Below are 25,132 nucleotides of genomic sequence, written 5' to 3'. Positions count from 1 at the left end.
AGGGGCCCCGCACCCGACAGGCGGAACACCGCCAGCCCGTGACCCGCAGACACGAAGGGAACCGGCCATGTACCCCCGGTACCAGCTCATGAAGACCCTGCAAGACGAACGGCTGCGGGCGGCCGCACGAGGCCACCTGGCCGCCGAGGCGCGCAGCGCCCGCACGGCCGGCCGTGACCATCCGGCCGCGACCAGAACCCGAACCACGGCCAGGGGCGCAGCCCCGATGCCCACCAAGCACGGGGCGACCATCGGACTCGGCATCCCGCTGGGCGCCATCATGCTGTTCCCCCAGGGAATCCTCCCCGCTGTGCTGAAGCTGGCCCACGCACGCGGGCGCATCTGGTTCCTCCCGCTGTACCTGCCCAAGCCACTGCAATGGCCAGCCTGCTTCGTGATGATCATCCTCGGCACGGCCGTGTACTGCTACGTCCTGCGGACAATGCGGCAACTGAAGAAAACCAGCCGGGAGCTCCAGACCGGCAAAGGCGGCGGGCGGTCACCCAAGTCCGCGCCGACACGCAAAGGGACCGGGCAAAACTAAGGAGAAGCCCCCCGGGACGCCCCTGCGGCGCACACGCAGAACGCTCAGATCAGCATCTCCGGCAGTGCCGCCCCCAGATCCACCCTGGCCGCGCAGATCGGCGGCTCTTGCGCTGATTCCCGCGGTCGCATCTCCAGTCTGGAGCACGACGGACCCGGGTCCTGCCGTACTAGACGGGGCGGCTCTCGGGCAGGATGGACGCTGTGGCTGACGACATCCTTGAGCTTCAGCGGGCCTTCGACGATGCCGAGCTGCGCGGCGACGCCGAACGGCTCGGCGGCCTGCTCGCTGATGACTTCCTGTCAATCGGCGAGCAGGGCTACCAGCTCGGCAAGCAGGGGTGGATCGGCCGGCACGGAGAGTTCCGCTACCTGTCTATCGAGACCACCGAGGTGGACGTACGCCGGTACGACAAGACGGCGATCGTGCGCTGCGTTCAGCGCAGCCGCGCAACCTGGCGCGGCGAGTCGATGGAGCTCGGCGTCCGGCTGAGCCAGGTATGGATCTGGCGGCCGGGGGGATGGCAGCTTGCGGCGATCCAGTTCAGCACCCTTGGCTCGGGCTGAACCACTGGTCGTTCCCGCGTGCCCTCCCGGCCTCCTCATCGCTGGCGTGTGGCGGCTTAGCCGGCCTGGCCGTTTCTAGTGGCCGGCCCGCCTGCCCGTTTGGCGGGCCGGCGTCATGGAGTCGCGGTGGCGAAATCAACCTCGAGGTTGTAGGGCTGCGGCGGGGCGAACCCGGTCCAGGTCATTGCCGCATGGTCAGCGGTGGAGACGATGCCGTTGTAGTCGCCGATGAACGGGCGGAACGACGACCCGTCCGGCACGCCCCAGGTCGAGGGATCGAATCCCTGGGGAGTCACCCGCGCCTGCCGCCAGGTGCGGCCGCCGTCGCTGCTCGTGGCATAGGTCAGGTCAACGAGCTTGTTGGCGCTGTACCCGCGGTCGTAGAAGGAGGCGTCGAGCCGGCCGTTCGGCGCGGCCGAGAGCTCGCCTTCGAACCGGTCCCCGTTGCCGCCCGGGATACTGCTGGTGAAGGCGACAGCCAGCGTGGCCGGATCAAGCGCGTAGAGATACATCCCGGCGTAGCTGCCGCGGATGTCGGCGACCAGCACGTCGAGCTTGTCGTGCACCGTGTCGAACGCCGGCGCGGGATAGGTGCCGCCCGCGCGGAACTGGCCGCCCGAGAGGTTGAAGCAGGACGGCGGGAAGACGCACACCGGGTCGGCCAGCGTCGCGAAGCTGACCGGAGCGGACCAGGTGCGGCCCCCATCGGCCGACTTCGACGCGTACAAAGCGGTTCCCTTCCCGCCCTGGATGCCGTTGTCGAACGTGAGGTAGGCGTTGCCTGACTGATCGGTCACGATGCGCTGGTCCTGGTTGTTCCGCACGTTGGCCGCCGTCACCTGCGAGACGGTGAAGGTGTTCCCGCCGTCGCGCGACACGGCCACATTCACCGGCGAGTGGGTGCCGTTCCCGTTGAACTGGGCCCATGTGACGTAGATGTAGCCGTTGGCCGGGTCGACATGAATGTTCTCGTGGTCAGGGAACTGCCCGTTCGACCCCTTGCTCACCCCGTTGCCGGTGAAGGTGGAGATCTGGGTCAGGCCGCTGTGCTGCCAGGTCAGCCCTCCGTCATAGGACCTGTTGAGCAGGAGGGCTATCTGGTACGGAGAGGTGAAGTTGAAGGCCTGGCAGGCGTAGTAGGCGACCTTGCCGTCCGGGCTGAACGCGATCGTCGGGTCACCGCCCGCGTCATAGGCGCCGTCGCCTGGCACTGCGGGATCGTTGGTGAACTTGGTGACGCCCGGGAGGAACCCGCTGGGCAGCGCCGGGGTCCACTTCGCGCCGCCGTCGACCGTGGTGTTCACGCCGCAGCCGTCGTTGTAGTTCCAGTCATTGCTGCCCGTGATCATGTTGGCCGGGTTGGCCGGGTTGACCGCGATCGGCGTCTCGTTCTGGGCCGTCTGATCACCCGAGACATCGACTACCTTCGAGATAGTGATGCCGGTGCTCGCGCTAGCAGCCGCGGCGGCAAGCGAACCCGAGATCAGCGCCATAACCGCGAGCGCGACGCCAACTGGCCTCATAGTTCCCCCTCGGACGATGCTGCACACCATAACAGCCGTGTTCGGCCGATTCCAGACTGTCGGTGACAGGGCAGAACCAAAGGTCGGCTCGCGGTGCCCAGCTGTGGATGGGCGAATTTCACCGCGGGAAACGTATACGTGTGGAAACTGTCGGGCGGTTCTCCGGTCGTCGTGACAGGCGCTGCTTGCGGTGGGGCCGGCATTGTCCAGCGGATCGTGGCGTTCAGCCCGGACGGCAAGACGCTCGCCATTGCCAGTCCGGGCGACGTGCGGATGTTCAACCTGGCTACCGGAGCCTTCTCCGCCCCGCTGACCGCATACGACGGGTCCCCTGTGGCAGTGGCGTTCGCTCCGGACGGCCCGCGCCTGGTTGTGCCCGACGACCAGGATCCGCGCTCCGAGCCGCGCGATTTCGAGCACCGCGAAGCGGCCTATCCCGCGCGAGGCGCACGTGAACAGCACCGTCTTCCCCTTCGTGCTCCAGTACGGCGCGGCGTCTGGAGTCCGGATGTGGCGGCCACCGTGTTCTCTTCCGCTTGCATGCGTCCGTCCCGTTTTCGTGGAACTAGCTGGCTGCGTGTGATTGATCGCTGCGTGACGGCGCACCAGATGATGGCAGCCACCGCATGCGAGGCGGTCGGGCCTCCGAGCAGCAGGGGCCGGATGGCGTTGACGGTTGCGCTGAGGGGCTGGTGGTCGGCGTAGGCGCGCAGCGGCCCGGGCATGTTGCCGGTCAGCAAGAAGGCGCTGGAGGGGAACGCGAGCAGGACGGTGAGTGGGAGGGAGGCGGCTGCGGCGGCCTCGGCGCTCTTGGCAACCATGCCGAGCAGTGCGTTGACCCACGAAATGGCGAAACCGAAGAGCAGCACGCCAGTGGCTGCGACCAAGGCTGCCAGGTCGGTGTGAAGGCGGAAGCCGACGAGGTATCCGACGCCGAGCATGAGGAGGATGCCGAACATGTTGAGCAGCGCATCGGCCAGGACCCGGCCGGCGAGAACAGCGGAGCGGGCCATGACCAGCGAACGGAACCGCTCGATGAGCCCGTTGCGGAGGTCTTCTGCCATGCCGACGGCAGTGCTCTGGGCGCCGAACATCACGGTCTGCACGAAGATAGTTCGTGTAACTCACACCAGGAACGTGGATCGAGCCGCCAAAGACGTACCGGAACATCAGCACGAAGAGCACGGGCTGAGGTCCTGGACGGGGACAAGAACCAAAAGGCGCACCGAGCGGTTAGCTTGCCGCGTGGATGCTGGCTGCGTCTACTGTGTGTGCGTGCGCGCGTCGGTACCGTAGTGCCCGGTGGCGATGACCGGTTGTGCAGCGACAGGAGCAGGGAGCCGCCGAGTGCCGCGCTGGCGCCGAGGATGAATGGTGCCCGTGGGCTCAGCGCGGCGGCGAGGGCGGTGGCGATTGGCCCGCCTACCGGAGTGCTTCCGATGAGCACCACGGCGAACAGGGACATCACCCGGCCGAGGTAACGAGGGTCAGCACCCTGCAGGGTCGCGAGGGTCGAGGTGAGGTAGGTCGACCAGGCGACGCGCGACCACGCCGAGCACGCTCAGCGCGACTACCAGGTGGGGTGCGGCCGCGACGCCGGCCAGGCCGGCCGCGAGCGCCGCCGCGGCGGGTGCGGTGATCGGGCGGCGGGGCGGCCGGGTGGCGGTCCAGATGGCGCCGGCCAATGCCCCGGCCGACACGGCGGTGAATGCCTCGCCGACCTGCGCGGGGCCGCCGCCGAAGGTACCTGTGATCAGCAGCGGAATGGATACCTGGAAGGTGATCGCCAGAGTGCCGATGACGGTGAGCGCGGACATCGCGGCGCGCAGGGACGGCATCGCGGTCACGTAGCGGATGCCCTGGCGGACCTGCCCCGGCGTTCTCGGCAGCCGCGGGGGTGCGGGCACCCGCCGGGCCAGGGCGTGCAGGATGACGACGTCGGCGGCGAAGGAAACGGCGTTGAGCACGAAGACCCAGCCCGGTCCGCGGGCCGCTACCAGCCAGCCGCCGAGCGCGGACCCGGCGGTCATCCCGGTCAGGAGCACGAGCCCGGACAACGCCGATGACCGGGCGGCGGCGCCGGGCATCAGGGCGGGGATCAGCGCTCCGCGGGCCGGGGTGTCCAGGGCTTGAGTACACCCCAGGCGGAGGCGAGGGCGAGCACGACGGGTACCGATAGCGTGCCGGCGAACGCGAATACGCTGCCGCCCTGATCTAACCTCAGCATGCCGCCATGACGGTCCGTTGTTGCACGCAGCTACTGCTTTCGGCGCGGGCACTCAGGCTGCGTATGGACTCCCGGCAGGGCCAGCTGCCCGCAGGTAGCGCAGAACGTCTCGCTCCTTGGCGAAAACCAGAACTCGGCGCCACTCTCCGGACTGACGTGCTTGCATACCCTGCCCTCCCGTTCCAGCCGCATCAGCCCGTGTATACAAGAGCGTGCCGGGTGTCGAGCCGGTTGGCTATCTCGTCCTGTATCTGCCAGCTCCTGACGGGGCGGTCCTGCCGCTCGATGTAGACCTGAACGGCGTCCCTGCCCTGTGCGGGATGTGGCATGAGGATTCCTCTCAGACGTAGGCGGCGCGGATCAGGTGGCCGCCGTCGTCGGTGCGCACTTCGTAGCCGGCAAGCTTAGACCGTTATAGCCATTTGGGACACGGGAGCGCTTGTCCTTGCGCGTTTGCCGAGCTAGTGTGATCCGCCTGAGGTTAGCGACATAAATACGTAGACTGTTGTTATGTCGCTTCCTGTTGCGCCGCTGGCGCTGTCGGGTGAGGTCCGGGCTGAGCTTGAGCGGCTGGCGCGCTCCGGTGACCGCCGCCTGCAGGAGCGTGCCGGGATCGTGCTGGCCTGCTCGGGCTCGGCCGAGGGGAATTCCGGGGTGGCAGCTGAGCTAGGGATTTCCGTTGAGACGGTGCGGAAGTGGCGCTCGCGGTTCACCAAGTCCGGCACGGCGGGACTGGCGGACACCCCGCGTCCCGGGCGCAGGAAGGCGGAGCTCGTGCTTACGGGTGCCGAGCGGGAGCAGCTGGCCCGGTGGGCGCGGCGGGGGAAGACGTCGCAGGTCCTGGCGCTGCGGGCGCGTATCGTGCTGGCCTGCGCGGAGGGCAGGGAGAACAAGGCCGTGGCCGCGGAGCTGCGGACGACCGAGCACAACGTGGCCCGGTGGCGGGGCCGGTTCATCACGGGCCGGCTGGACGGGCTGGGCGATGAGAAGCGGCCCGGCCGGCCGCCGTCCATCCTGCTGGACAAGGTCGAGGAGGTCGTCACCGCCACCCTGGAGGAGATCCCCCGGGACGCCACGCACTGGTCGCGGGCCTCGATGGCCCGCCGCAGCGGCCTGTCGCAGTCCACCGTCGGGCGGATCTGGCGGAAGTTCGACCTCAAGCCCCATCTCATCGACGGGTTCAAGCTGAGCACCGACCCGCTGTTCGTGGAGAAGGTCGTCGACGTCGTCGGCCTCTACCACAACCCGCCGGAGAAGGCCGTGGTGCTCTGCGTGGACGAGAAGTCGCAGGTCCAGGCCCTCGACCGGTCCCAGCCGGTGCTGCCGATGATGCCCGGGATGCCCGAGCGGCGCACCCACGACTACGCCCGCCACGGCGTGACCAGCCTGTTCGCCGCCTTCGACATCGCCGACGGCACCGTGATCAGCGAGCTGCACCGCCGCCACCGCCACCAGGAGTTCCTGAAGTTCCTCAAGAAGATCGACAAGAACGTCCCGGCCGGCCTGGACGTCCACCTGGTCTGCGACAACTACGGCACCCACAAGACCCCGGTCATCCAGGACTGGCTCGCCCGCCATCCCCGCTTCCACGTCCACTTCACCCCGACCGGGTCCAGCTGGATCAACCAGGTCGAGCGCTGGTTCGGCTACCTCACCGACCAGAAAATCCGCCGCGGCGTCCACAAGTCCGTCCAGGCCCTGGAAGCCGACATCCGCGACTGGATCGGGCAGTGGAACGAGAACCCGCGTCCCTTCGCCTGGACCAAGACCGCCGAGGAGATACTCCACTCCCTTGGCCGAATATCTGTCGAAGATTTCCGGCGGGGCACACTAGTGTGATCCGCCTGAGGTTAGCGACATAAATACGTAGACTGTTGTTATGTCGCTTCCTGTTGCGCCGCTGGCGCTGTCGGGTGAGGTCCGGGCTGAGCTTGAGCGGCTGGCGCGCTCCGGTGACCGCCGCCTGCAGGAGCGTGCCGGGATCGTGCTGGCCTGCTCGGGCTCGGCCGAGGGGAATTCCGGGGTGGCAGCTGAGCTAGGGATTTCCGTTGAGACGGTGCGGAAGTGGCGCTCGCGGTTCACCAAGTCCGGCACGGCGGGACTGGCGGACACCCCGCGTCCCGGGCGCAGGAAGGCGGAGCTCGTGCTTACGGGTGCCGAGCGGGAGCAGCTGGCCCGGTGGGCGCGGCGGGGGAAGACGTCGCAGGTCCTGGCGCTGCGGGCGCGTATCGTGCTGGCCTGCGCGGAGGGCAGGGAGAACAAGGCCGTGGCCGCGGAGCTGCGGACGACCGAGCACAACGTGGCCCGGTGGCGGGGCCGGTTCATCACGGGCCGGCTGGACGGGCTGGGCGATGAGAAGCGGCCCGGCCGGCCGCCGTCCATCCTGCTGGACAAGGTCGAGGAGGTCGTCACCGCCACCCTGGAGGAGATCCCCCGGGACGCCACGCACTGGTCGCGGGCCTCGATGGCCCGCCGCAGCGGCCTGTCGCAGTCCACCATCGGGCGGATCTGGCGCAAGTTCGACCTCAAGCCCCATCTCATCGACGGGTTCAAGCTGAGCACCGACCCGCTGTTCGTGGAGAAGGTCGTCGACGTCGTCGGCCTCTACCACAACCCGCCGGAGAAGGCCGTGGTGCTCTGCGTGGACGAGAAGTCGCAGGTCCAGGCCCTCGACCGGTCCCAGCCGGTGCTGCCGATGATGCCCGGGATGCCCGAGCGGCGCACCCACGACTACGCCCGCCACGGCGTGACCAGCCTGTTCGCCGCCTTCGACATCGCCGACGGCACCGTGATCAGCGAGCTGCACCGCCGCCACCGCCACCAGGAGTTCCTGAAGTTCCTCAAGAAGATCGACAAGAACGTCCCGGCCGGCCTGGACGTCCACCTGGTCTGCGACAACTACGGAACCCACAAGACCCCGGTCATCCAGGACTGGCTGGCCCGCCATCCCCGCTTCCACGTCCACTTCACCCCGACCGGGTCCAGCTGGATCAACCAGGTCGAGCGCTGGTTCGGCTACCTCACCGACCAGAAGATCCGCCGCGGCGTCCACAAGTCCGTCCAGGCCCTGGAAGCCGACATCCGCGACTGGATCGGGCAGTGGAACGAGAACCCGCGTCCCTTCGCCTGGACCAAGACCGCCGAGGAGATACTCCACTCCCTGGCCGAATATCTGTCGAAGATTTCCGGCGGGACACACTAGTGTTCTCAGTCGTTAATCCGTCAGCATGTTTGGTGCAGCGTCGGGGAACAGTCTTTAGTTCTTGCCCTCGTCGGCGGGCCACTCGTCGTCACACAACCCGCTGCGGCAGTGCCCCGGCAGCAGTTCGCCGGAATTGTCGCGGACCCTGTGAAGCCGCGCCCGGTTCGTCTCTACTACGGTCAGGATCTCGAAGGCGGTGCCGGCCGCCGGAACAGACCTGCCTGAAGCCACTTCCCTGTAGAGCAGCCACAGCCCCTGGGCAGCGATGTCCCGGCACAGTGCCGGAAGGTCGAGCCCGCGGGCAGCGCCCTCGAAGTCTGTTCCGTCGCCGGCGACCATGTACAGCAGAAGGTCCAGGAACTGGTCTCGCGCCTCCGGCGGGATGTCATCCGCAAGGGCCGCAAGGGCCACCGACGTCACTGCGGGGGCGGGGAGGAACAGCACGGGCACGCTCCACGCGTGCCCCTCAAGCGCTCCCACGGCGCTGCGGGCCTGGCCTTGGGCGATCCGCAGCAGGTCTTCCGCCACGTGCCCGGCTGAGCGCCCGCAGCCGCAAGGCGTGCCTGCCCAGTCCTGCAACGCGATTTCCAGCTTCGCCAGCCTCATGAATTCAGCATCTTAATATCCCTGAGTCAGGACTTTCCTTCCAGTTTGTAGACTCGGCTCATGCCGAGTCCGAGACTGGTCCCGCTGGTGCTGTCCGCACTTGGCGGTCGGGAGGCATGATCGATGATGGCGAGAAGTGACCGCGCTACGTGTCTACGTCGGCGCGGCAGGAGCTGTGGCGCGTGATCAGGTGAGGCGGTGCCGATCGTGGCCGGAGCGGGGCCGGAACCTGCTGGCGGGAGCACTGCCGCCGGTGCGCTGGCGGGCCGTGCCTGGCTCGCGGCGCTGCCTGATGAGCTCGCGGCGCAACGGCGCGTCATGGCCCGCCTGGCCGACCTTTGCGAGACCTGGCCGCTGGTGATGTCGCTGCTGGTCGGTTGCTCGCTGGGCCGCGGCGCGGCCGACGCGCTTTCCGACATCGACGCTGCGCTCGGCGTCGACGCCCCCCGGGGCGAGCCCGGCGCCGCGATGATAGGAACCGCCGAGGCGATGGTGGCGGCTGCCCTGCCGGAGATGGGTGCGCTCGTCGACGTGCTGCGGCACCGTACCGGGCCCGGCAGCCAGCACGTCCGGCGGATCTTCGCCCAGTTCGCCGACGGCACTCAACTCGACCTGGCAGTCGTGGCCGAGGCCGAGATCGAGACACGGCGCCGCGCCGGCGGTGCCCCGGACTTCATCCCGCTGTACACGGCACCCGGCCTGCCGGGCACCTGGCAGCCAGAGGACCAGCTGCCGGCAGGCGGGGGCGTACCCGGCAGCGAGCCGCCGGCCGCGTACGCGGTCACCGGCGGCCAGATCCGGGAGTGGGCCTTCCACGGCTGGTGCATGCTGATCGACGCCGATAAGTACCTGCGGCGGGGCTCGCTGTGGGAGGCCCACAGCCGGCTGCACGAGGCCCGCCACTACATCTGGGCACTGTGGGCGGCGGCGCAGGGCGCCCTGTACCCGTGGCACGGCCTGTCGCAGGTACTCGATCACGAACCCGGGAACCTGCCGCCGGGCATCGAGTCCACTTTGGCCGGCCTCGACGCGCCCGCACTGCGCGCAGCCGCCCGCGCCAGCGCGAAGGTACTCACCACGGCCAGCGAGGCCGCCGCCCGCCGCCACCCGGCCAACCTCCCGGAGCCAATGGCCGCCTACGTCACCCGAGTACTCTTCCGCGAACCCTGACCGCAGGCAGAGCCGCGCGGTCAGAACTCGCGAACAACGACTTCACGCGACCAGGGCTACGGTCACAACTCGCGAACAACCGCGGTCAACTCTCACGCACAAAGCCACCGGTGCCGAGCGCACGTCGCTGGAGGCGCTGTGTCCCGTCTCAGGGAGGAGTGCCCGATCTCAGCGAATGTTGCCCGTCAGGCACATTGGTCTCACTACAGTTTGCCCGGTACGTGATTGGCCGGTGTCCCGCAGTCCGGGATGCATGTCGAGGCTGATGCTATTGCCCAGTCCGGGGCTGTCGGCGTCAGCCGGGTTGGGTCGTTCGGCTGGCCGGCATGGCGGGAGGATGAGCGATGGCCGGAGGGCAGCTGCCGGATGAGGGGCCGGTCCGGCTCGGATCGGTGACTCTGCCGGCCGGCAGGCTGGTCACGGCGGACTACGGCTCGGGAGAGCCGGTCGCCTGGGCGACGGACGATCCCGTGCCGGAAACGGGCCGGGTCTGGGCCGCGTTGTCCGCAGCCAGTGACCAGACGGGCCTGGTGCCCATCTTGCTGGACGGCCTCTACGGCGATGCCGGCCGCCCCTGGGACGAGGGGGAATTCGAAGATCCCGAGGATCCCCGCCAGGCGGATGCACTGGATCCGGGTGCCTTGCTGGAGGACTGGTGGAACCGCAGTAACTTGCCAGACGATGCCGGCCGGTTCCCGGGCCTGGCCCCGGCTGAGCAGGCCCCGCTGTCCCCGGCCGAGCTGCAGGCCGCCCTGGACACGGTGCTGCCTGGGCTAAGGGCGCGAAAGCGTGCGTCCGCCGCCGCCCGCATCGGCCTGGTCGCCGCTGACCGTCCCGCCGATGTCCCGGCCGCGATCGGCTGGGCCGGATGCCAGCGGGAGCGCACCGCGGTGCTCGCCATCACCGCGGTGCTGCGCTCGTGGGAAGACCGCTTCGGTGCCGTGCTGGTCGACGTGGGTTTCGCTGACCTGCGACTGCTGGTGGAGCGGCCGCCGCGCAGCCTGCAAGCGGCCGAGCGCATCGCCGCCGAGCACTTCGCGTTCGCCGACGAGTGCATCGAGAGCTACCGGGATATCCCGGGCATAGCCGGCAGGCTGGTGAAGTCGCCCGTCTGGACGTTCTGGTGGGACTGACCCCGGGGTTCGGGAACACGGGGCCGGCCGCTGAAGTCCGCGATTTTGAAGTTGAGCTGGAATTCTCCGGTGACGGCCGTCGCCGCGCCTGGCTGGCGGAGTGCGGCGGGGTGCGGTTCGAGGAGGCCACGCCCGTCCGCCCGTTCCGGTGGTCGCGGGGCCAGGGGCACTTCCCGGGCTGGTGGTGGCTGGCGACCACTAGCCGGCATGTCGGCTACGAGTCCTGGCTGGAGCGGGACCACGTGATGCTGCTGGACTTCGACCCGGCCGTGACGGCGGTCGCGTCGCAGCCGTTCTGGCTGCACTGGCATGACGGCCGCCGTCGCCGCCGTCATGCTCCTGACTTCTTCGCCCGGCTGGCCGACGGGACTGGCGTCGTGATCGACGTCCGCGCTGATGACCGGATCGAGGCTGGGGACGCGGAGGCTTTCGAGGTCACGGCCCGGGCCTGCACGGCCGCCGGCTGGGAGTTCCGCCGGGTGGGGACGGTCGACCCGGTGCTCGCGGCGAACGTGCGGTGGCTGTCGCGTTACCGGCATCCCCGCTGCGCAGGCCGCCCCGGGATGGCGGACGCGCTGCGGCGGGTGTTCGCTGTCCCTGGCCCGCTGCTGGCCGGGGCAGCTGAGGCCGGGGACTCCCTGGCGGTGCTCCCGGTCCTGTTCCACCTGGCCTGGCGCCAGGAGCTGACGGCTGACCTTGCTGGCGGGCCGCTGGGCCCGTCGAGCATCGTCTCGGTCGCGGGCGGCGGCCAGTGAGCCGGCCGCGGATGCGGATCGGGGACCGGGTCCGGTTCCGTGACGCCGAGCACGCCGTCATCGGGCTGGCAGGGACCACTGTCCGGCTCTCCGGCCCGGACGGGACGCTGACGGAGGCGACCGTCACGGAACTGGCTGCCGATCCCGGCTTCGAGGTCGCTGGCGCCCGGATGCCGGGCCCGCTGCCGCCGGCCGCTCCGCTCGACGGCCTGCCGGCGGCCGCAGTCGCCGAGGCCCTGTGGTGGGAGCGGCACATCGTGGAGGTGCTCCGCGGCCTGCCGCCTGACTCGCCGCCGGGAGCGGTCCCCCGGCCCGAGTACGATCCCGGGCTGGCGTCGCTGACCCGGCGGGAGCAGGCCAAGGCGGCAGAGCTGACCGCAGGGGGCAGGCCGGTGACGGCCAGCGCGGTCAAGCAGCGCAGGCAGCGGTATGAGGCCGGCGGCGTGGCCGCGATGGCCGACCGCAGGGCAGCCCGACGCACCCGGCCCTATGGCCGGGCCGATCCCCGGGTCGTCGAGGCGATGCGGCAGGCGATCGCCGAGGCCACGGAGGCCTCCACCCGGACGGCGTCCTATGTGTTCTGGCGAGCCGGGCAGATCCTGGATGCCGAGCACGGGCCCGGGGCGGTGAGGCTGCCGTCGCGGGCCACCCTCTACCGGCTGTTCCCGGTCCTGTCGGCGGGGGAGCACACGACCGGATCGGCCCGCACCCGCCGGTCGCTGGCCGCCCGCCCGGAAGGCCCGTTCAGCGGCCTGCAGCCGACTGCCCCGGGCGAGCTGATGGAGATCGACTCCACCCCGCTGGACGTGCTGGTCCGCCTGGATGACGGCGTCGAGGGCCGGGCCGAGCTGACCGCGATGATCGACGTCGCGACCCGCACGGTGACTGCGGCGGTCCTGCAGCCGTCGGCGAAGGCGGCCGACGCGAGCGTGCTGCTGGCCCGCACCGTTACCCCCGAGCCGATGCGGCCCGGCTGGGCGAAGGCCCTGGCGATGTCGGCCTCGGCGCTGCCGCACCGGCGGCTGAGCGACATCGACGCCCGCATGGAGGCTGCCGCCGCCCGGCCGGTGATCATCCCCGACACCATCGTGGCCGACCACGGCAAGGTGTTCATGTCCCGGAACTTCCGGGCATCGTGTGCTTACCTCGGCATCAGCCTGCAGCCCGCCAGGAAGGCGACCGGGAGCGACAAGCCTCGCATCGAGCGGACCCTGGGTGTTGCCCGGCGTTCAGGATGCCGATGACCCGGGCGTTGAGGATGCCGATGGCTGGAGACGAGATCGCCCCGCCGGGCTTGGCCGGCGGGGCGATCTGGTTGGCGAGGTGTCGCCGGCTGTCGGCGAGGTGCCGGTGTCAGTCGATGACCTCGCTGACGGCGGAGCGGGCGGCGGTCTCGTCGACGAGGTTCTTGCCGGCGGCGAAGGCTGCGACGAGGGATTGCAGGGCGAGGTTGTTGACGGCGCGGGGGTAGCCGCGGCCGGTGGAGTGGATCAGGTTCATGGCGTCCTCGGTGAAGAGCTGGTCGGCCCGGCCGGCGAGGTTCACGTGGTGGGCGATGTAGCTGGCGGTCTCGGCCTGGGTCATGCCGGGCATCGTGTAGCGCAGGGCGGTGCGCTGCTCCAGGGCTGCCAGGACGGCGAGCTTCATGGTGCGCCGCAGGGTCGGCTGGCCGACGAGCAGGCAGGCGAGCGGCGAGTCCTGGTCCATCGAGGTGTTCGTGAGCATGCGGATCGTCTCCAGCTGCTCGTAGGACAGGAGGTGGCCTTCGTCCAGGACCAGGACCGGGGTGCGGCCGCGTTCCTCGCGCTCGGCGATGAGGGCCTTGCTGACCTGGGTGAACAGCCGGGAGCCGAGGTGGGACGGGGACTGGCCGAAGACGTTGAGGATCTCCTCGTGCATGCCGCGGACGCCGATCATCGGGTTGGGCAGGTAGATGATCGTGTGCCTGGAGGGGTCCAGGCCGGCCAGGACGGTGCGGACCGAGACGGTTTTGCCCGCGCCGACCTCGCCGGTGATGACGCCGATGGAGCGCTCGCTGATGCACCAGGCGATGCGGGCGACGGCCTCGTTGTGGGCGGCGTGGCGGTGCAGCATCCCGGGGGCGAGGTTGCGGCCGAAGGGCATGCGGCTGAACCCGTAGTGGGCCTGCAGCTTCTCGATCATCCGGTGTCTCCTGGCTGTTCGTCGCGGCGCTCGATGCGGGCGATGAGGTTCTTCTTGGCGTTCTGGAAGGCTGCGAGCTCGGCGGGGCTGGCGTTGCGGATGCCGGCGTCGGACAGGCGCCTCATCCAGGCGATGAGGGCGGAAACCTCGCCGGGGGACGGGGCGGCGGGCCGGGTCACGGCTCCTCCGGCCCGGCGAGGGCGGAGTAGTTGACCTTGCCGGCCAGCTCGGCGGTGTGGCGGGCGTCGACCCGCGCGGGGGAGTCGATGCCCGTCGTGGGGACGGGCGGCTCGGCCGGGACCTCGGGCCTGGCCTTGGGGTGGGAGTGGCGGCTGACCTGGAACGGCTGGGCGGTCCCGGCGTCCTTCCCCTCGCTGCGGACCCGCAGGAAGGACAGGTCGAAGGGGTCGAAGACCAGCTCGACCTTGCGGCCCGCCAGTGACGGGTCGACCTGGTAGCGGTTGCCGTGCAGGGACACCAGGCCGGTCTTGGCGACGGTCCGGTACTCGCCCCAGCGGAACGCGTCGGCCAGGTCGCCGGGCGACGGGACGGGGAACGGGGCGCCGGCCATCCAGCGGGCGAGAGGAGCCATGCCGGTCTCGCTGTGGACGCGGCGGTGGTAGACGTTCTCCACCCAGGCGGTGAACAGCCTGTTCATCTCGGCCAGGCTGTCCACCTTGCGTCCCGGCTGGCCGTCGCCGGCGGCGATCTCGACGGTGAACTCGCCGTTGACGGTGCGGAAGAACCGCTCGATCTTGCCCCTGCCCTGCGGGCGGCCCGGGGCGGAGTGGACCAGCTTGATGCCGAGCCGTGCGCAGGCCCGCATCAGCCACGAGTCGACGAACGCACTGCCGTTATCGACGTAGACGTAGGAGGGGACGCCGCGGGCGGCCAGCGCCGGGCGCAGCGCGGCGGCCAGCCGGACGGTGTCCTCGGCGAACCCCCACCGGTGTCCCGTGACCGCCCGGGAGTGGTCGTCGACGAAGGCGAAAATTCTGTGGAATGCTCCTTCGTCGCAGTCCACAGAATCCGTGTTACGTGGGAATCCTCGCAGGTGAGGACGGCCTTCGGCCGACAGTGCCTTCCGCGCTCGGATTCCACGTAACTGATAGGTATGTTTTGCGCCCTCCGATCCTCGGCCCGTGGAGGGCATCTCCGGTCCAGAGCTCGTTCGGGCGGTCCGCCTCGAACCGGCCGAAGACCGCCGGCTCCGCCGGGGCCCGCAGCGCGGTCAGCCCGGTGCGGACGAACATCCGCTGCAGGGTCCGCTCGTCCGGCGCCCACCCGTGCTGGGCCTCCAGGATCCGCTTGACCTGCGCTGCGCTCCGGTCCGGGTTCTCCTTCTTCAGTGCGGTCGCCAGCTCGAAAACCTCCGGCGGGGTCCGCGGCTGGGACTGCCGCGGCGACGGCACGAGCGCGTCGAACCCGCCCTTGCGCCAGTCCTGGATCCACCGGTCCAGAGTCCACCGGGTTATCCGGACCGTCCGCCCCTCCGGGTCGGTATGCGGGACCGCCGCGATCGCCCGCACCATCGCCCCCCGCTGCCGCCCCGTCAAAGTGGGGTCGGCGGCCTCCCGGATCAGCATGTAGCGGAACAGCCCGATCGCGCGGGCGCGCTCCAGCCGCACCGCCTGGTCGTCGTCTCTCCTTGTCAAGGAAAACCTCTTTCACGAGATGCCAAAACGGACAACCCGCGAAGATTCCCAGGCCAGCGGCACCCCGCATCAGGGGGAACTCGTGTTGGACAGCTACCGGGGCCAGCCCGGCGACAGCAGCCGGCCGCCGCTGGCCGCGCTCGCCGCCCGCCACGGCGACACCCTGCCGATGCCCGGCCAGCGCGAGGAAACCGCCGACGCGGCCCCGGCAACCGCCGCGACCGCGTCGGCGAACGGCGACGGCCCCTGCGCCGGCGGGACCGGATCGACCCCGGTCTCCACCAGCAGCCCGGTGAAGAACACCCGCACCGCCTCCGCCCGCGCCCCGAACCGCCGCAGCCAGCCCCGGACCGTGGCCAGCGCCCGCCCGGACGCCGTCGCGATCGGCCGCGCCCCCTTCCCCAGGGCCCTCGCCGCCAGCGCCGCCCCGATCACCTCGGCCAGGTCAGCCCGCCTCAGCAGGGCGAAAGCCGGCAGCAGCACGTGAGTAGACCCGCACCCCGAGCAGCGGGCCCGCCGCGGCCGCAGCCGAACCGGCCCCTGCCCGCCCCTCAGCACCCGCGGCCGCGCGTGCCCCCACCGCGCGAGCACCCCGCCGCACAGCGGGCACTCAAGCTCCCCGCCCGCCAGCGACCGTTCGACCTCAGCCGGATTTGCCCCTACCGTGACCACAAGCGCCTCCGAGCGCTTCACGGCCCTCCCGGGCGCACTCGGCCAAGAGACACCGGGAGGGCCTACTCATGCCCCCATCGGCAAGGTGCCGCCGCCGACGAACACCCAGGCCAGGGAAACACGCAGCCCAACATCATCGGGAAACACAATGCCGGAAACCCGGAACTACGTGAGCACCCAGGGTGCCGCTCAACACCCTGGGGTCCATGGCGACGCTGTTCGCCCAGTTCGTCGCCGGCTACACGGGCCGCAGCCCCGAGTTCCGGGGCCGCGGCGAGGGCCAGCAGGCCGCCTGGTCGCTCACGGAACTGCAGGCGCTGCTTGATGAGTGGATCATCGCGGCCTGGCAGAACCGCCCGCACGACGAGCTCCGCGACCCCCTCCATCCCGGGCGGGCGTTCACGCCGAACGAGAAGTACGCCGCGATGGTCGAGGCCTGCGGGTACGTCCCGGTCGCTCTGACGGCCGATGACTACGTCGAGCTGCTGCCCGCCCGCTGGAACGCCATTAACGCCTATGGCATCAAGGTCGCCCGCCGCACTTACGACGGCCCCGAGCTCAACCCCTTCCGCCAGCAGTCATCCGGCATCACCGGGCACGACGGCAAGTGGGAAGTCCACTGCGACCCCTACGACATCTCCCGCATCTGGGTCCGCGACCACTGGAACGGCGGCTGGATCACCGTGTTCTGGACCCAGCTTCACCGGGTCGCCGCCCCCTTCGGCGAGATGGCCTGGGACCACGCCCGCGCCCGCCAGCCAGGGGCCACCGAGGCAGAACTCGCGGACGCCGTCGAAAGCCTGCTCCAGCGGGCCAGCCTGGGTCCTGGCGGCCCGGGCGGGCCGAAGCAGGACCGCCGAAGCCGGCGAGTCGCAGCACGGACCAGGGCAGCGCAGCAGCTCCCCGCCTCCCAGAAGAACCCCCGGCCCGCCCGGAACGACGCCCGGCCGCAAGCCGGAAGCCAGGAGGACGCCCCGCTGGCCGAGGTCATCCCGATGCCGATCTTCGACCCCTTCGCCGAGGCCGACAAGCCATGGTGACCCGCCAGCCCGGGCCCGACGTGGACCCCCAGCTCCAGGCCCTGACCTCCCTCTCCGGCTGGCGGCAGTTCGCCAGCGAGCTGCCCGCCATCCCAGAGCTGCTCGACACCGTGACCTGGCAGGACCTGGACCCTGGCAAGCGGGCTCACTATGACGATGACCGGATCGCCCACCACTCCCGGCTCCTGGTCGTCCAGACCCCGGCGGTCCGCGACGTCGTGACCACCGGCAGGCGGCTGGCCCACATGAACCGGGCCGCCCGCTTCGGCCGCTCCGGGCTGATCGTGTCCGGCCCTGCCCGGACGGGGAAGACCACCGCGATCACCCAGCTCGGCAAGACCATCGAGGTCATCCACCGCCGCCGCTACCCGGGCTGCGCCGATCACATCCCGGTCATCTACATCACCGTCCCGCCCGCCGCCACCCCCCGGATGATCGCGGCGGAGTTCGCCCGGTTCCTCGGCATCCCGGTCACCCGGCAGGCCAACATCACCGACATCATCGAGGCCGTCTGCGGCGTCTGCGCCGATGTGAGGACGACCGCCATCTGCGTTGACGAGATCCACAACCTCAACATCGCGACCCGCCCCGGGGCCGAGGCGTCCGACACCCTGAAGTACTTCTCCGAAAGGATCCCCGCGACCTTCGTGCTGTCCGGGATCAACGTCGAGAGAGCCGGGCTGCTGTCCGGCCCTCGCGGCGAGCAGATCGCGGGACGCTATTCGATGGTCCGCACCGGCCCGTTCCCCCGCGACGCGCAGTGGGCCACCCTGGTCGCCGCGATCGAGGGCAGCCTGCGGCTGCACCGCCACCCGGCCGGCGCCCTCCCGGACCTGGCCGGCTACCTCCACCAGCGGACCGGCGGGATGATCGGCAGCCTGCTCTGGCTCATCCGCTCCGCCGCCATCCAGGCCGTCATCGACGGCACCGAGAAGATCACCCGCACGTCCATGGACGCCATCCCCGTCGACATCGCCTCCCAGGCATCCAGCACCCGGCAGGGAAAGCCGTGACCGGGACCGGCAACGGCCAGAGGCCCCCGCCGCTCCCTGTCCGGCCCCGCCCCCGCCAGGGTGAGACCGCCGACTCCTACCTGCGCCGGCTGGCCGCCGCGAACCACCTGCGCTTCAGCTACCTGCGCCGATACCTCGCCACGCCCCGCGGCAGCTACGGCCCCATCGACGCTGCGGAACTCGCCGTCCTGGCAGGCCGCAAGCCGCACGCGATCCTGCGCGCCTTCCCCGAACTTGGCCCCGCCGCTCTCCGGCAAACAGGGACCGGACGCCGCTACACCAGAGAAGACATCCAGCATGCCTACGCCGCAAAACAGCAGAGATACGCGGTGATCCGCCGCGACTCCGACGCGGGCATGTCCGAGCGGACGATCGAGCGCAAGCACCACGTCGGCCGCCGCACCATCATCAAGGCCCTCGACTCCCCGGACCCGCCCGCGAGGAAGAAGATCCACCGCGAGCCAGCAGCCCTCAACGGCCTGCACCCCCAGATCGACGCGATGATCGACGCAGACCCCGCGATCGCCACCGCCACGATCTGGCAGCGCCTCGCCGACGACCACAGCACCACCGTCGCCTATCCGACTCTCCGCGCCTACGTCGTCAGCCGCCGGGCAGCACAGGCACCGGACAAGATCGACTGAGACAAACCTGCGTCAACGCGTCCTGCCCGCCCGACGGCGCCCCCACCACGGCAGCCAACCGTCCCATTCAAGATTGTCCGGCCCTGGTCACAGCGTCGCACCAGGCAACGAATCCTGAGACAGGACACGCTGGTCCGCAAGCGAACCGCGTCGCAGTCGCTGACGCAGCGGGCGCGGATCGTGCTGGCCTGCGCGGATGAATCCGGCTGGCTGACCGATGACGTCCTCGGCGGAGGTGGGGAGGGAAGACATGCGCGAAGCATTTCAGGACCGCCGCCGACGAGCAAACGACCGGCATGAGCAGACAGGCTTCGAGCGAGTCTGTGATGCATCGACTGCCGGCCATATCGGCGGATATTTCGCCTGCCCTGGCTCTGCGGACAGCATGGAACGTGACCGCCGCCGGACGCACTCGGAGGGGACCACCCGGGACCCAGCAATCAGGACGGAACGCGAAATGCCTGGCGCCCGCAAGCAGCGGCCGTTACGCTCAAGCCATGGAAATTTCCCCGAACTGGGGAAATTTCCCGCGTTTCCTTGTTCAAGTCCCCCTCGGACACAATCGCACGTCACTGACCAGTGCCGGTCCGTTTCCAGGATCGGGCCAAGATGCAAAGCCGCACGTCACAACAGAGCGGATTCAACTCCCTCTCGGACACAACCCCTTTGCGCATGGCGACACCGCCAATCTTGCGGCTAACCGTACTGAGGCGCGTCGATCGCCGATCCGGGCGACCGGGAAACGACTACGTCGGCGCGATATTTAGAACCTGGCAGATGACCACACGCTGCGCGAACTGCAGAGAGCGCCGCCCGCCGGTTTCGCTGTCTGAGCCGTGGCGCGCAGTCCATCCGCTTTGGGCATGTTGGCGGCCGGCCTTCCACGGGGTGTCTTCCTGCGGCAAGACGATCCCGTTACCGGCCACTGGGAACTTCAGCAGCCTCGAAACGGAAAATCGGAGGCGGTCGTGGTGAACAGGCTAAACGGCCGGATAGCGTCGCGGGTCCCCAACGGGACGAGGGGAATTTGCCCGGTGCCGGTAACTAGCCGAGCATGCTGCGGTAGACGGCAATCAGCGCCGCCTTCTGGTCTTCGTTGAGGCGCTGGTCGGCGCGGATCGCGACCTCGGTGGCCGGCACCGCTAGCTCCTGGTCGGCTTGCTTCCTGTCCGGGCTGGTGCCTGCCACCGCGTCGATCAGCCCTGCCTCAGCCAGCAGCGTCTCGGCCGACAGGTTAAGCGCGTCGGAGATCGCCTTGAGCACGCGGACCGACGGCTGGTGCAGGCCTCGCTCCACCTGGCTGAGGTAAGGGTTGGACAGGCTGGTCAGCTCAGCGAGCTGGCGCAGCGACAGGCCAGCCCGCTTTCGCTGCTGCCGGATGAAGGCGCCAAGCACTTCCCGCTGCGACTGCCACAGGTCCGTCACGGCCTGCCTCCTTCACGAGGGGAACGGGCCGCAGCAGCCCGGGGTGGGTTTCCGGCGCTGCCGCGGCCCGTTCCTCCCCCGCGCGCGGGGGATTCCGTGTGCCTGGGCCTCACTCGGCGGCCTTCTCTGCCCTAACGGGCCGCAGCGGGGACACTGCCGTGATCACCTCGTCGGCGAACTGCCGCTGGTTGGCGAGCAGGCGCTCGGCGAAGTCGTAACCGCCGGCCACAACCTCGTGCGCCGTCGGCAGCCGGTCGGCCAGCGGCACGCGGACGGCCGGCATCGCGGGGGTGACGAACTGAACACTCTCGACCAGGGTCTTCAGCGCGTCTAGCGCGATGTCCTGGCCCTTGCGGAGGGTAGACAGGAACTCGTCCTGCAGCTCCTCTCGAACCGTGGTACCCATGACCTTAACCTCCTAGATCCGCTCCTGTTGCTAAGTATATCAATCGATCGCTAGGTAAATCAAGCAGCATGCCGCGGCGCCATGGCCGGGCGCGGAGGACCTGCTTCACCTGACCGACCGGAGCACGCCGGCTTCGGCCGAGGCGCCAGCATGCCGGGGAAGTTAGGCACCCAAACAGCGCGGCGGACCGGCGCTACTCCGGGCCCGCCGCGCTGTCATGGTGCTCACGGAGCAGGTCGCGCATGACTGCCCACACATCGCGATGGTTGAGCAGGTCGAAATGATGCAGGCCGCCAAGCTGCCGGCCCAGGTCCACACGGAACGGGATGTGGCGAACCGTGCCACGCCACCCGTGTGCACTGGCGGGCTGGACCAGCAAGTCGCCAACCGCGGCACCGACCGGACCACCGGGACGGGCGGTGACGGTGGCGCTGACGACGCGCAGGTCCTTGATCCCGTCCGACGAGGCGACCATGCCCGCGAAAGGCCTGGTTTCTGGCGCCTACCCCAGGACCCAGCCCGCATACCCGGCAGCCCGGGCAAGCGGGGCACCCAGATGCGGTGAGCCGAGATAGAAGATGTGCCGGACCCGGTCTACCCAGGCGGCCCCGTCTCGCCGACCGTAGTGGCACGCGCTGCGGATGACGAGGCCGCCCATCGAGTGACCGATCAGCAGGATCTCGCCGACCCACTCCGGCCACGCCGCCATCAGGCTCTCCAGCAGCTCAGCCAGGTCGTGGCCGTTGGCGGACACGTGCCTGCCGGTGTTGTACCGGATATGGACCGGCGCATAGCCGAATTCCGCCGCCAGGCGGGGCCCGTAGGGCGCGGACGCACGGGCACGGCGCCGCCAGGAGTTCTCCGTCTCCGCTAGCCCATGGACGAAGACGGCGATGCCGGGCGTGGCATGCGGGAACTTCGCCGCGACCGCGCCGGCGGTCAGGGGGTCGAGGTCGTATCCGTCCGCCCGCACGGCCATGCGGATGGCCAGCGGGGCCAGATCACGGCCGAGCCGATCACCAGTGACCGCGTTTAGCGCGGCCATCGCCACGCCACCGCCCGGCCCACCCCTCAGCGGCTGCCTGGCCGCCCCGAGCAGCGACACCGCCTGTCCGCCCATCGTCCCTGCCGCCCGGCCGGTGGCCCGGACCGCGAGGTATACGGCACGCGAGACAGAATCATGGGCCGGCCGCGCCATCCCGCTCACTGGCCCGAGAGTGGTGAAGACACGCTGCCCGGTGGCCAGATGCGCTTGCTCGATCCGGGATACCAGCCCGGCCATGGCGTGACCGCCCAGCTTGCCCACCGCGCGGATTTCCGCTGGCGTCACCGTCCACCTCCACAGCGCCGCCGGACAGACCACTTCATTACGGCCCAGCCCGTTCATTACAGCCCAGCCCGCGGCTGCCGGCAAGGCATCACGTGCGGCGACGGTACGTGGCGAAGGTCCCGCAAGGTCAGGACAAACGCCGCTGACACGAGCCGGCTGGACGACAAACGCTGAAGAAGACAACGTCGCTTCGTTGTGCCGGATCCGTCACAACCTGGATCCCTCGCGCGGCGCGCGTTGGGTGACGGAAAAGGGGAGCAAAGCGATGAATTTCAACCTTGCGGTCATCCTGCGGGAAACGGCGCTCGACTCCCCCGGCCGTCCGGCGATCCTCTATCCGGGCGGGTCACTGACGTACGCCGAGCTAGACGGGCTGTCCGACCTGGTAGCGGCCAGCCTGCAAGCCAGCGGGATAAGGCCGGGCGACGCCGTGGCTCTGCAACTGCCCAACATCCCCGAGTTCGTGGTCGCCTACTTCGGCATCCTCAAGGCCGGCGGCGCTGCCGTGCCCGTCAACATCATGCTCAAGGCGCCCGAAGTGGCATTCATCCTCGGCGACTCAGCGGCGAAGATCCTCATCACGTGGGGTGGCGCGCTGGATCACGCGCTGACCGGCGCGGCGTCAGCCGGGGTGAGCGAGATCTACGCCGTCGGCGGCAGCGACGACGAACGCGCCATTTCCTTCAGCCGCCTGCTGGCGGTAGCCACGGCCAGCGGCCGGCTCGCCGAGCGCAAACCGGACGACACGGCGGTCATCATGTACACCTCCGGTACGACGGGGCAACCCAAAGGCGCCGAGCTTACCCACCTGCAGCTGTACATGAACGCCGATGTCCCCGGCCGCCTTTTCGACGTGCAGCCAGCCGACGTGGTGATCACGGTTCTCCCGCTCTTCCACGTATTCGGCCTGTCCAGCATCCTCAACGTGTGCGTGCGGTTCGGCTGCACGATGTCCCTCATCCCGCGGTTCGATCCCGCCGTTGTCCTAGAGGCGATCCAGCGTGACCGGGCCACCATCTTCGAGGGCGTCCCTGCCATGTTCATCAGCCTGCTGTCGTACCCGGACCTGGACAGCCACGACGTTTCCTCGCTCCGGGTCGCCATCTCCGGAGGGGCCTCGATACCCGCGGACGTTCTCGACGCGTTCGAGAAGCGCTTCGGCATCCCGGTCCTCGAGGGTTACGGGCTGACGGAGACGGCATCGACCGTCACGTTCAACAAGAACGCCAGCGACCGGCGGATCTACAGCGTCGGCAAGCCGATCTGGGGAACCGAGACGGAGATATGGAGCGAAGACGGCAAGGCACTGCCGCCAGGCAAGGACAACATCGGCGAAGTAGTCACCCGCGGTCTGCACGTGATGAAGGGATACCTGAACCAGGCGGAAGCTACCGCACGCGCCTTCGCTGGCGGCTGGTTCCACACCGGTGACCTCGGCTATTTCGACGAGGACGGGTTCTTGTTCATCGTCGGCCGGGCGAAGGAGCTCATCATCCGCGGCGGGTACAACGTGTACCCGCTAGAGATCGAGAACGTGCTGCGCGCGCATCCGGCGGTCGTCGAGGCCGCCGTCATCGGAATGCCGCACGAGCGGATGGGCGAGGAGATCATGGCCGTCGTCGTGCCGCGCCCCGGTACTCAGGTCACTGCGCCGGAGTTGACCGCATTCTGCAAGGAGCGGCTCGCCGCCTATAAGTACCCGCGGGTGATCGAGTTCCGCGCCGAGATGCCGAAGAACACCCTGGGCAAGGTCCTGAAGGATGAACTGCTCCCGGCCGCCGTGCGGAGCGCGGGCCCGCGCGATTACGAAGGATCGCGGCCATGACGACGACCACGGGTCAGCGCGCCCCGATCCCGCGCCTGAATCAGGACTACACCCGAGGCGCCGGTGCGCGTCGCCTGGAATTCCTCGGCGATGCCACCGGCACCCGTCCCGCGCATATCGGCCGTTACTCCATCGACCCGGCCGCGGTCGTCGGGAATGTCGAGAACTTCATCGGCGTGGCGCAAGTGCCGGTCGGGATAGCCGGCCCGCTCCTCGTCAACGGCGAGCACGCACGCGGTGAGTTTTACGTGCCGCTGGCGACGACCGAGGGGACGCTCGTGGCCAGCTACAACCGAGGCATGAAGCTGCTGCACCACGCCGGCGGGGTCACGACCACCGTGATGGATGACCGGATGCAGCGAGCGCCCGCGTTCGGGTTCGACAGCGCGCGAGAGGCCAGGGCCTTCGGGCAATGGGTGACCGCGAGCTTCGACGCCATCAAGCGGGAGGCCGATGCGACCACCCACACCGGCCGCCTGCACGATATCGAGCAGTTCTCGGCCAGCAGGTTCATCTTCCTCCGGTTCAACTACACCACGGGTGACGCCGCCGGCCAGAACATGACGGGCAAGGCAACGTCACGGGCGTGCGACTGGATCCGGGACCGCTACCCCGGGGTGCGCCAGTTCTGCCTGGAGTCCAACCTGGCCACAGACAAGAAGAACTCGCAGATCAACATCCTCGCCACAAGGGGCAAGCGGGTCACAGCGGAAGCGACGATCCGGGCCGGACTGATCCGTGAAATCTTGCACACCACCCCTGAGGAGATGTTCTGCGCCCGCCAGATGTCCAACCTCGGCGGCCTGCTGTCCGGGGTGAACAGCAACGGCAATCACTCGGCTAACGGGATCGCCGCGCTGTTCGTGGCGACCGGCCAGGACATCGCGAACGTGGCCGAGTCATCGGCCGCGCTCGTGCACAGCGAGCTGCTCGACGACGGGTCCTACTATTACTCGATCACGATCCCCGCCCTGATCGTCGCGACCTACGGCGGCGGCACCGGACTTCCCACCCAGCGCGAGTGCCTTGAGCTCCTGGGCTGCTACGGGACAGGCAAGGTGCTCAAGTTCGCGGAGATCGTCACGGCGACCGTCTTGTGCGGCGAGCTTTCGCTCGGCTCGGCGGTCGTGGCCGGGGAGTGGGTCGACGCGCATGAGCGGCTCGGCCGGAACAGGCCCTAGCACGCCCGCTACTACAGCGTGTTCAAGTGGCGGCTCGGACACTCGAACTCAC

The 25,132-nt window shown here is 69.5% G+C and carries 28 protein-coding genes; 13 read left to right on the top strand and 15 right to left on the bottom strand.

All coding sequences use genetic code 11. The annotated features are described in order from the left end of the window. The first annotated feature begins 67 nt into the window (after positions 1 to 67). Together EAS64_RS31890 and EAS64_RS31885 are read left to right on the top strand one after the other, a co-directional pair. Positions 68 to 544, top strand: coding sequence for a hypothetical protein (locus EAS64_RS31890; RefSeq protein WP_145859031.1), 477 nt, complete (start codon positions 68 to 70; stop codon positions 542 to 544). Positions 545 to 738: 194 nt separating this feature from the next. Then, positions 739 to 1,110 (top strand): nuclear transport factor 2 family protein, encoded by a 372-nt coding sequence (locus EAS64_RS31885; RefSeq protein ID WP_145859029.1) that lies wholly within the window; start codon positions 739 to 741, stop codon positions 1,108 to 1,110. A 113-nt stretch (positions 1,111 to 1,223) separates the two neighbouring features. Here EAS64_RS31885 and EAS64_RS31880 read toward each other — a convergent pair whose 3' ends face one another. The 5 genes from EAS64_RS31880 to EAS64_RS44010 all read right to left on the bottom strand — a co-directional run bounded on the left by EAS64_RS31880 (position 1,224) and on the right by EAS64_RS44010 (position 5,189). Continuing rightward, positions 1,224 to 2,633 carry a sialidase family protein gene (locus EAS64_RS31880; protein ID WP_145859027.1) on the bottom strand — a complete coding sequence of 470 codons (1,410 nt, stop codon included), beginning with the start codon at positions 2,631 to 2,633 and terminating at the stop codon, positions 1,224 to 1,226. A gap of 431 nt (positions 2,634 to 3,064) precedes the next feature. Then, entirely contained in the window at positions 3,065 to 3,739 is a 675-nt protein-coding gene (locus EAS64_RS31870) for an ABC transporter permease (protein ID WP_145859026.1), read from the bottom strand. A 381-nt stretch (positions 3,740 to 4,120) separates the two neighbouring features. Continuing rightward, positions 4,121 to 4,720, bottom strand: coding sequence for an MFS transporter (locus EAS64_RS46300; RefSeq protein WP_281283346.1), 600 nt, complete (start codon positions 4,718 to 4,720; stop codon positions 4,121 to 4,123). 11 nt (positions 4,721 to 4,731) lie between these two features. Continuing rightward, positions 4,732 to 4,860, bottom strand: a complete 129-nt coding sequence (locus EAS64_RS46930; protein WP_281283345.1) for a hypothetical protein — start codon at positions 4,858 to 4,860, stop codon at positions 4,732 to 4,734. 191 nt (positions 4,861 to 5,051) lie between these two features. Further along, complete coding sequence (locus EAS64_RS44010; RefSeq protein WP_187366318.1) at positions 5,052 to 5,189, bottom strand: hypothetical protein; 138 nt, start codon at positions 5,187 to 5,189, stop codon at positions 5,052 to 5,054. 181 nt (positions 5,190 to 5,370) lie between these two features. On the opposite strand from EAS64_RS44010, the gene EAS64_RS31860 reads away from it, so the two are divergent. Both EAS64_RS31860 and EAS64_RS31855 read left to right on the top strand, forming a co-directional pair. Beyond that, positions 5,371 to 6,699, top strand: coding sequence for an IS630 family transposase (locus EAS64_RS31860; RefSeq protein WP_222849760.1), 1,329 nt, complete (start codon positions 5,371 to 5,373; stop codon positions 6,697 to 6,699). 40 nt (positions 6,700 to 6,739) lie between these two features. Further along, on the top strand, positions 6,740 to 8,062 hold the full coding sequence (locus EAS64_RS31855; protein ID WP_222849036.1) for an IS630 family transposase: 1,323 nt from the start codon (positions 6,740 to 6,742) through the stop codon (positions 8,060 to 8,062). A 54-nt stretch (positions 8,063 to 8,116) separates the two neighbouring features. On the opposite strand, the gene EAS64_RS31850 is transcribed toward EAS64_RS31855, so the two are convergent. Further along, positions 8,117 to 8,668: a hypothetical protein gene (locus EAS64_RS31850; protein WP_145859022.1), complete on the bottom strand. Its 552-nt coding sequence runs from the start codon at positions 8,666 to 8,668 to the stop codon at positions 8,117 to 8,119. Between the two features lie 198 nt (positions 8,669 to 8,866). Between EAS64_RS31850 and EAS64_RS31845 the strand changes: the two genes are divergently transcribed. From EAS64_RS31845 to EAS64_RS31830, 4 genes are all read left to right on the top strand, one after another. Then, complete coding sequence (locus EAS64_RS31845; protein ID WP_145859020.1) at positions 8,867 to 9,838, top strand: hypothetical protein; 972 nt, start codon at positions 8,867 to 8,869, stop codon at positions 9,836 to 9,838. Between the two features lie 344 nt (positions 9,839 to 10,182). Continuing rightward, positions 10,183 to 10,971: a DUF4253 domain-containing protein gene (locus EAS64_RS31840; protein WP_145859018.1), complete on the top strand. Its 789-nt coding sequence runs from the start codon at positions 10,183 to 10,185 to the stop codon at positions 10,969 to 10,971. Next, complete coding sequence (locus EAS64_RS31835) at positions 10,962 to 11,726, top strand: TnsA-like heteromeric transposase endonuclease subunit (RefSeq protein WP_222849759.1); 765 nt, start codon at positions 10,962 to 10,964, stop codon at positions 11,724 to 11,726. The genes EAS64_RS31840 and EAS64_RS31835 overlap by 10 nt, the downstream gene beginning before the upstream one ends. After that, complete coding sequence (locus EAS64_RS31830) at positions 11,723 to 12,970, top strand: TnsB C-terminal domain-containing protein (RefSeq protein ID WP_222849758.1); 1,248 nt, start codon at positions 11,723 to 11,725, stop codon at positions 12,968 to 12,970. Before EAS64_RS31835 ends, EAS64_RS31830 begins: the two co-directional genes overlap by 4 nt. 109 nt (positions 12,971 to 13,079) lie before the next feature. Here the strand turns inward: EAS64_RS31830 and EAS64_RS31825 are convergent, their stop codons facing one another. The 5 genes from EAS64_RS31825 to EAS64_RS31805 all read right to left on the bottom strand — a co-directional run bounded on the left by EAS64_RS31825 (position 13,080) and on the right by EAS64_RS31805 (position 16,237). After that, a complete protein-coding gene (locus EAS64_RS31825; RefSeq protein ID WP_145856814.1) occupies positions 13,080 to 13,889 on the bottom strand; it encodes an ExeA family protein in 810 nt (269 codons plus the stop codon). Then, positions 13,886 to 14,068, bottom strand: a complete 183-nt coding sequence (locus EAS64_RS31820; RefSeq protein ID WP_145856812.1) for a hypothetical protein — start codon at positions 14,066 to 14,068, stop codon at positions 13,886 to 13,888. Before EAS64_RS31820 ends, EAS64_RS31825 begins: the two co-directional genes overlap by 4 nt. Continuing rightward, positions 14,065 to 14,913: a DDE-type integrase/transposase/recombinase gene (locus EAS64_RS31815; RefSeq protein WP_222849757.1), complete on the bottom strand. Its 849-nt coding sequence runs from the start codon at positions 14,911 to 14,913 to the stop codon at positions 14,065 to 14,067. Before EAS64_RS31815 ends, EAS64_RS31820 begins: the two co-directional genes overlap by 4 nt. Before the next feature lie 10 nt (positions 14,914 to 14,923). After that, the gene (locus tag EAS64_RS31810) at positions 14,924 to 15,544 is read right to left on the bottom strand and encodes a helix-turn-helix domain-containing protein (RefSeq protein ID WP_222849756.1); all 621 of its coding nucleotides are present in this window, start codon (positions 15,542 to 15,544) and stop codon (positions 14,924 to 14,926) included. A gap of 93 nt (positions 15,545 to 15,637) precedes the next feature. Continuing rightward, on the bottom strand, positions 15,638 to 16,237 hold the full coding sequence (locus EAS64_RS31805) for a DUF6431 domain-containing protein (protein WP_222849588.1): 600 nt from the start codon (positions 16,235 to 16,237) through the stop codon (positions 15,638 to 15,640). A gap of 185 nt (positions 16,238 to 16,422) precedes the next feature. Here EAS64_RS31805 and EAS64_RS31800 point away from each other — a divergent pair, with 185 nt between their 5' ends. The 3 genes from EAS64_RS31800 to EAS64_RS31790 are packed head-to-tail and all read left to right on the top strand — an operon-like array spanning position 16,423 to position 18,913. Beyond that, positions 16,423 to 17,256 (top strand): Mu transposase C-terminal domain-containing protein, encoded by an 834-nt coding sequence (locus EAS64_RS31800; protein WP_145859017.1) that lies wholly within the window; start codon positions 16,423 to 16,425, stop codon positions 17,254 to 17,256. Then, positions 17,250 to 18,269, top strand: a complete 1,020-nt coding sequence (locus EAS64_RS31795) for an AAA family ATPase (protein ID WP_145859015.1) — start codon at positions 17,250 to 17,252, stop codon at positions 18,267 to 18,269. The genes EAS64_RS31800 and EAS64_RS31795 overlap by 7 nt, the downstream gene beginning before the upstream one ends. Further along, positions 18,266 to 18,913: a TniQ family protein gene (locus tag EAS64_RS31790; RefSeq protein WP_187366316.1), complete on the top strand. Its 648-nt coding sequence runs from the start codon at positions 18,266 to 18,268 to the stop codon at positions 18,911 to 18,913. Before EAS64_RS31795 ends, EAS64_RS31790 begins: the two co-directional genes overlap by 4 nt. A gap of 1,044 nt (positions 18,914 to 19,957) precedes the next feature. Here the strand turns inward: EAS64_RS31790 and EAS64_RS31785 are convergent. The 4 genes from EAS64_RS31785 to EAS64_RS31770 all read right to left on the bottom strand — a co-directional run bounded on the left by EAS64_RS31785 (position 19,958) and on the right by EAS64_RS31770 (position 22,074). Continuing rightward, positions 19,958 to 20,338, bottom strand: coding sequence for a helix-turn-helix domain-containing protein (locus tag EAS64_RS31785; RefSeq protein ID WP_145859012.1), 381 nt, complete (start codon positions 20,336 to 20,338; stop codon positions 19,958 to 19,960). Positions 20,339 to 20,447: 109 nt separating this feature from the next. Next, positions 20,448 to 20,744, bottom strand: coding sequence for a hypothetical protein (locus EAS64_RS31780; RefSeq protein WP_145859011.1), 297 nt, complete (start codon positions 20,742 to 20,744; stop codon positions 20,448 to 20,450). A gap of 193 nt (positions 20,745 to 20,937) precedes the next feature. Further along, entirely contained in the window at positions 20,938 to 21,219 is a 282-nt protein-coding gene (locus tag EAS64_RS31775; RefSeq protein WP_145859009.1) for a hypothetical protein, read from the bottom strand. A 27-nt stretch (positions 21,220 to 21,246) separates the two neighbouring features. Beyond that, a complete protein-coding gene (locus EAS64_RS31770; RefSeq protein WP_145859008.1) occupies positions 21,247 to 22,074 on the bottom strand; it encodes an esterase/lipase family protein in 828 nt (275 codons plus the stop codon). Between the two features lie 265 nt (positions 22,075 to 22,339). On the opposite strand from EAS64_RS31770, the gene EAS64_RS31765 reads away from it, so the two are divergent. Both EAS64_RS31765 and EAS64_RS31760 read left to right on the top strand, forming a co-directional pair. Further along, on the top strand, positions 22,340 to 23,899 hold the full coding sequence (locus tag EAS64_RS31765) for a long-chain-fatty-acid--CoA ligase (RefSeq protein ID WP_145859006.1): 1,560 nt from the start codon (positions 22,340 to 22,342) through the stop codon (positions 23,897 to 23,899). After that, a complete protein-coding gene (locus EAS64_RS31760) occupies positions 23,896 to 25,080 on the top strand; it encodes a hydroxymethylglutaryl-CoA reductase (protein ID WP_145859005.1) in 1,185 nt (394 codons plus the stop codon). The genes EAS64_RS31765 and EAS64_RS31760 overlap by 4 nt, the downstream gene beginning before the upstream one ends. Positions 25,081 to 25,132: the final 52 nt, after the last annotated feature.

The organism is Trebonia kvetii (assembly GCF_007827045.1).
GTDB lineage: Bacteria > Actinomycetota > Actinomycetes > Streptosporangiales > Streptosporangiaceae > Trebonia > Trebonia kvetii.
The sequence above is the reverse complement of the archived record's forward strand: the minus strand, read 5'-3'. Positions and strand labels throughout refer to the sequence as shown.

Bases quoted from the DNA above. Each gene is read 5' to 3' on its own strand.
- EAS64_RS31890 (WP_145859031.1), top strand. From the start codon at position 68: ATGTACCCCCGGTACCAGCTCATGAAGACCCTGCAAGACGAACGGCTG.
- EAS64_RS31885 (WP_145859029.1), top strand. From the start codon at position 739: ATGGACGCTGTGGCTGACGACATCCTTGAGCTTCAGCGGGCCTTCGAC.
- EAS64_RS31880 (WP_145859027.1), bottom strand. From the start codon at position 2,633: ATGAGGCCAGTTGGCGTCGCGCTCGCGGTTATGGCGCTGATCTCGGGT.
- EAS64_RS46300 (WP_281283346.1), bottom strand. From the start codon at position 4,720: ATGCCCGGCGCCGCCGCCCGGTCATCGGCGTTGTCCGGGCTCGTGCTC.
- EAS64_RS46930 (WP_281283345.1), bottom strand. From the start codon at position 4,860: ATGCTGAGGTTAGATCAGGGCGGCAGCGTATTCGCGTTCGCCGGCACG.
- EAS64_RS44010 (WP_187366318.1), bottom strand. From the start codon at position 5,189: ATGCCACATCCCGCACAGGGCAGGGACGCCGTTCAGGTCTACATCGAG.
- EAS64_RS31860 (WP_222849760.1), top strand. From the start codon at position 5,371: ATGTCGCTTCCTGTTGCGCCGCTGGCGCTGTCGGGTGAGGTCCGGGCT.
- EAS64_RS31855 (WP_222849036.1), top strand. From the start codon at position 6,740: ATGTCGCTTCCTGTTGCGCCGCTGGCGCTGTCGGGTGAGGTCCGGGCT.
- EAS64_RS31850 (WP_145859022.1), bottom strand. From the start codon at position 8,668: ATGAGGCTGGCGAAGCTGGAAATCGCGTTGCAGGACTGGGCAGGCACG.
- EAS64_RS31840 (WP_145859018.1), top strand. From the start codon at position 10,183: ATGGCCGGAGGGCAGCTGCCGGATGAGGGGCCGGTCCGGCTCGGATCG.
- EAS64_RS31825 (WP_145856814.1), bottom strand. From the start codon at position 13,889: ATGATCGAGAAGCTGCAGGCCCACTACGGGTTCAGCCGCATGCCCTTC.
- EAS64_RS31800 (WP_145859017.1), top strand. From the start codon at position 16,423: ATGGCGACGCTGTTCGCCCAGTTCGTCGCCGGCTACACGGGCCGCAGC.
- EAS64_RS31795 (WP_145859015.1), top strand. From the start codon at position 17,250: ATGGTGACCCGCCAGCCCGGGCCCGACGTGGACCCCCAGCTCCAGGCC.
- EAS64_RS31780 (WP_145859011.1), bottom strand. From the start codon at position 20,744: ATGGGTACCACGGTTCGAGAGGAGCTGCAGGACGAGTTCCTGTCTACC.
- EAS64_RS31775 (WP_145859009.1), bottom strand. From the start codon at position 21,219: ATGGTCGCCTCGTCGGACGGGATCAAGGACCTGCGCGTCGTCAGCGCC.
- EAS64_RS31765 (WP_145859006.1), top strand. From the start codon at position 22,340: ATGAATTTCAACCTTGCGGTCATCCTGCGGGAAACGGCGCTCGACTCC.
- EAS64_RS31760 (WP_145859005.1), top strand. From the start codon at position 23,896: ATGACGACGACCACGGGTCAGCGCGCCCCGATCCCGCGCCTGAATCAG.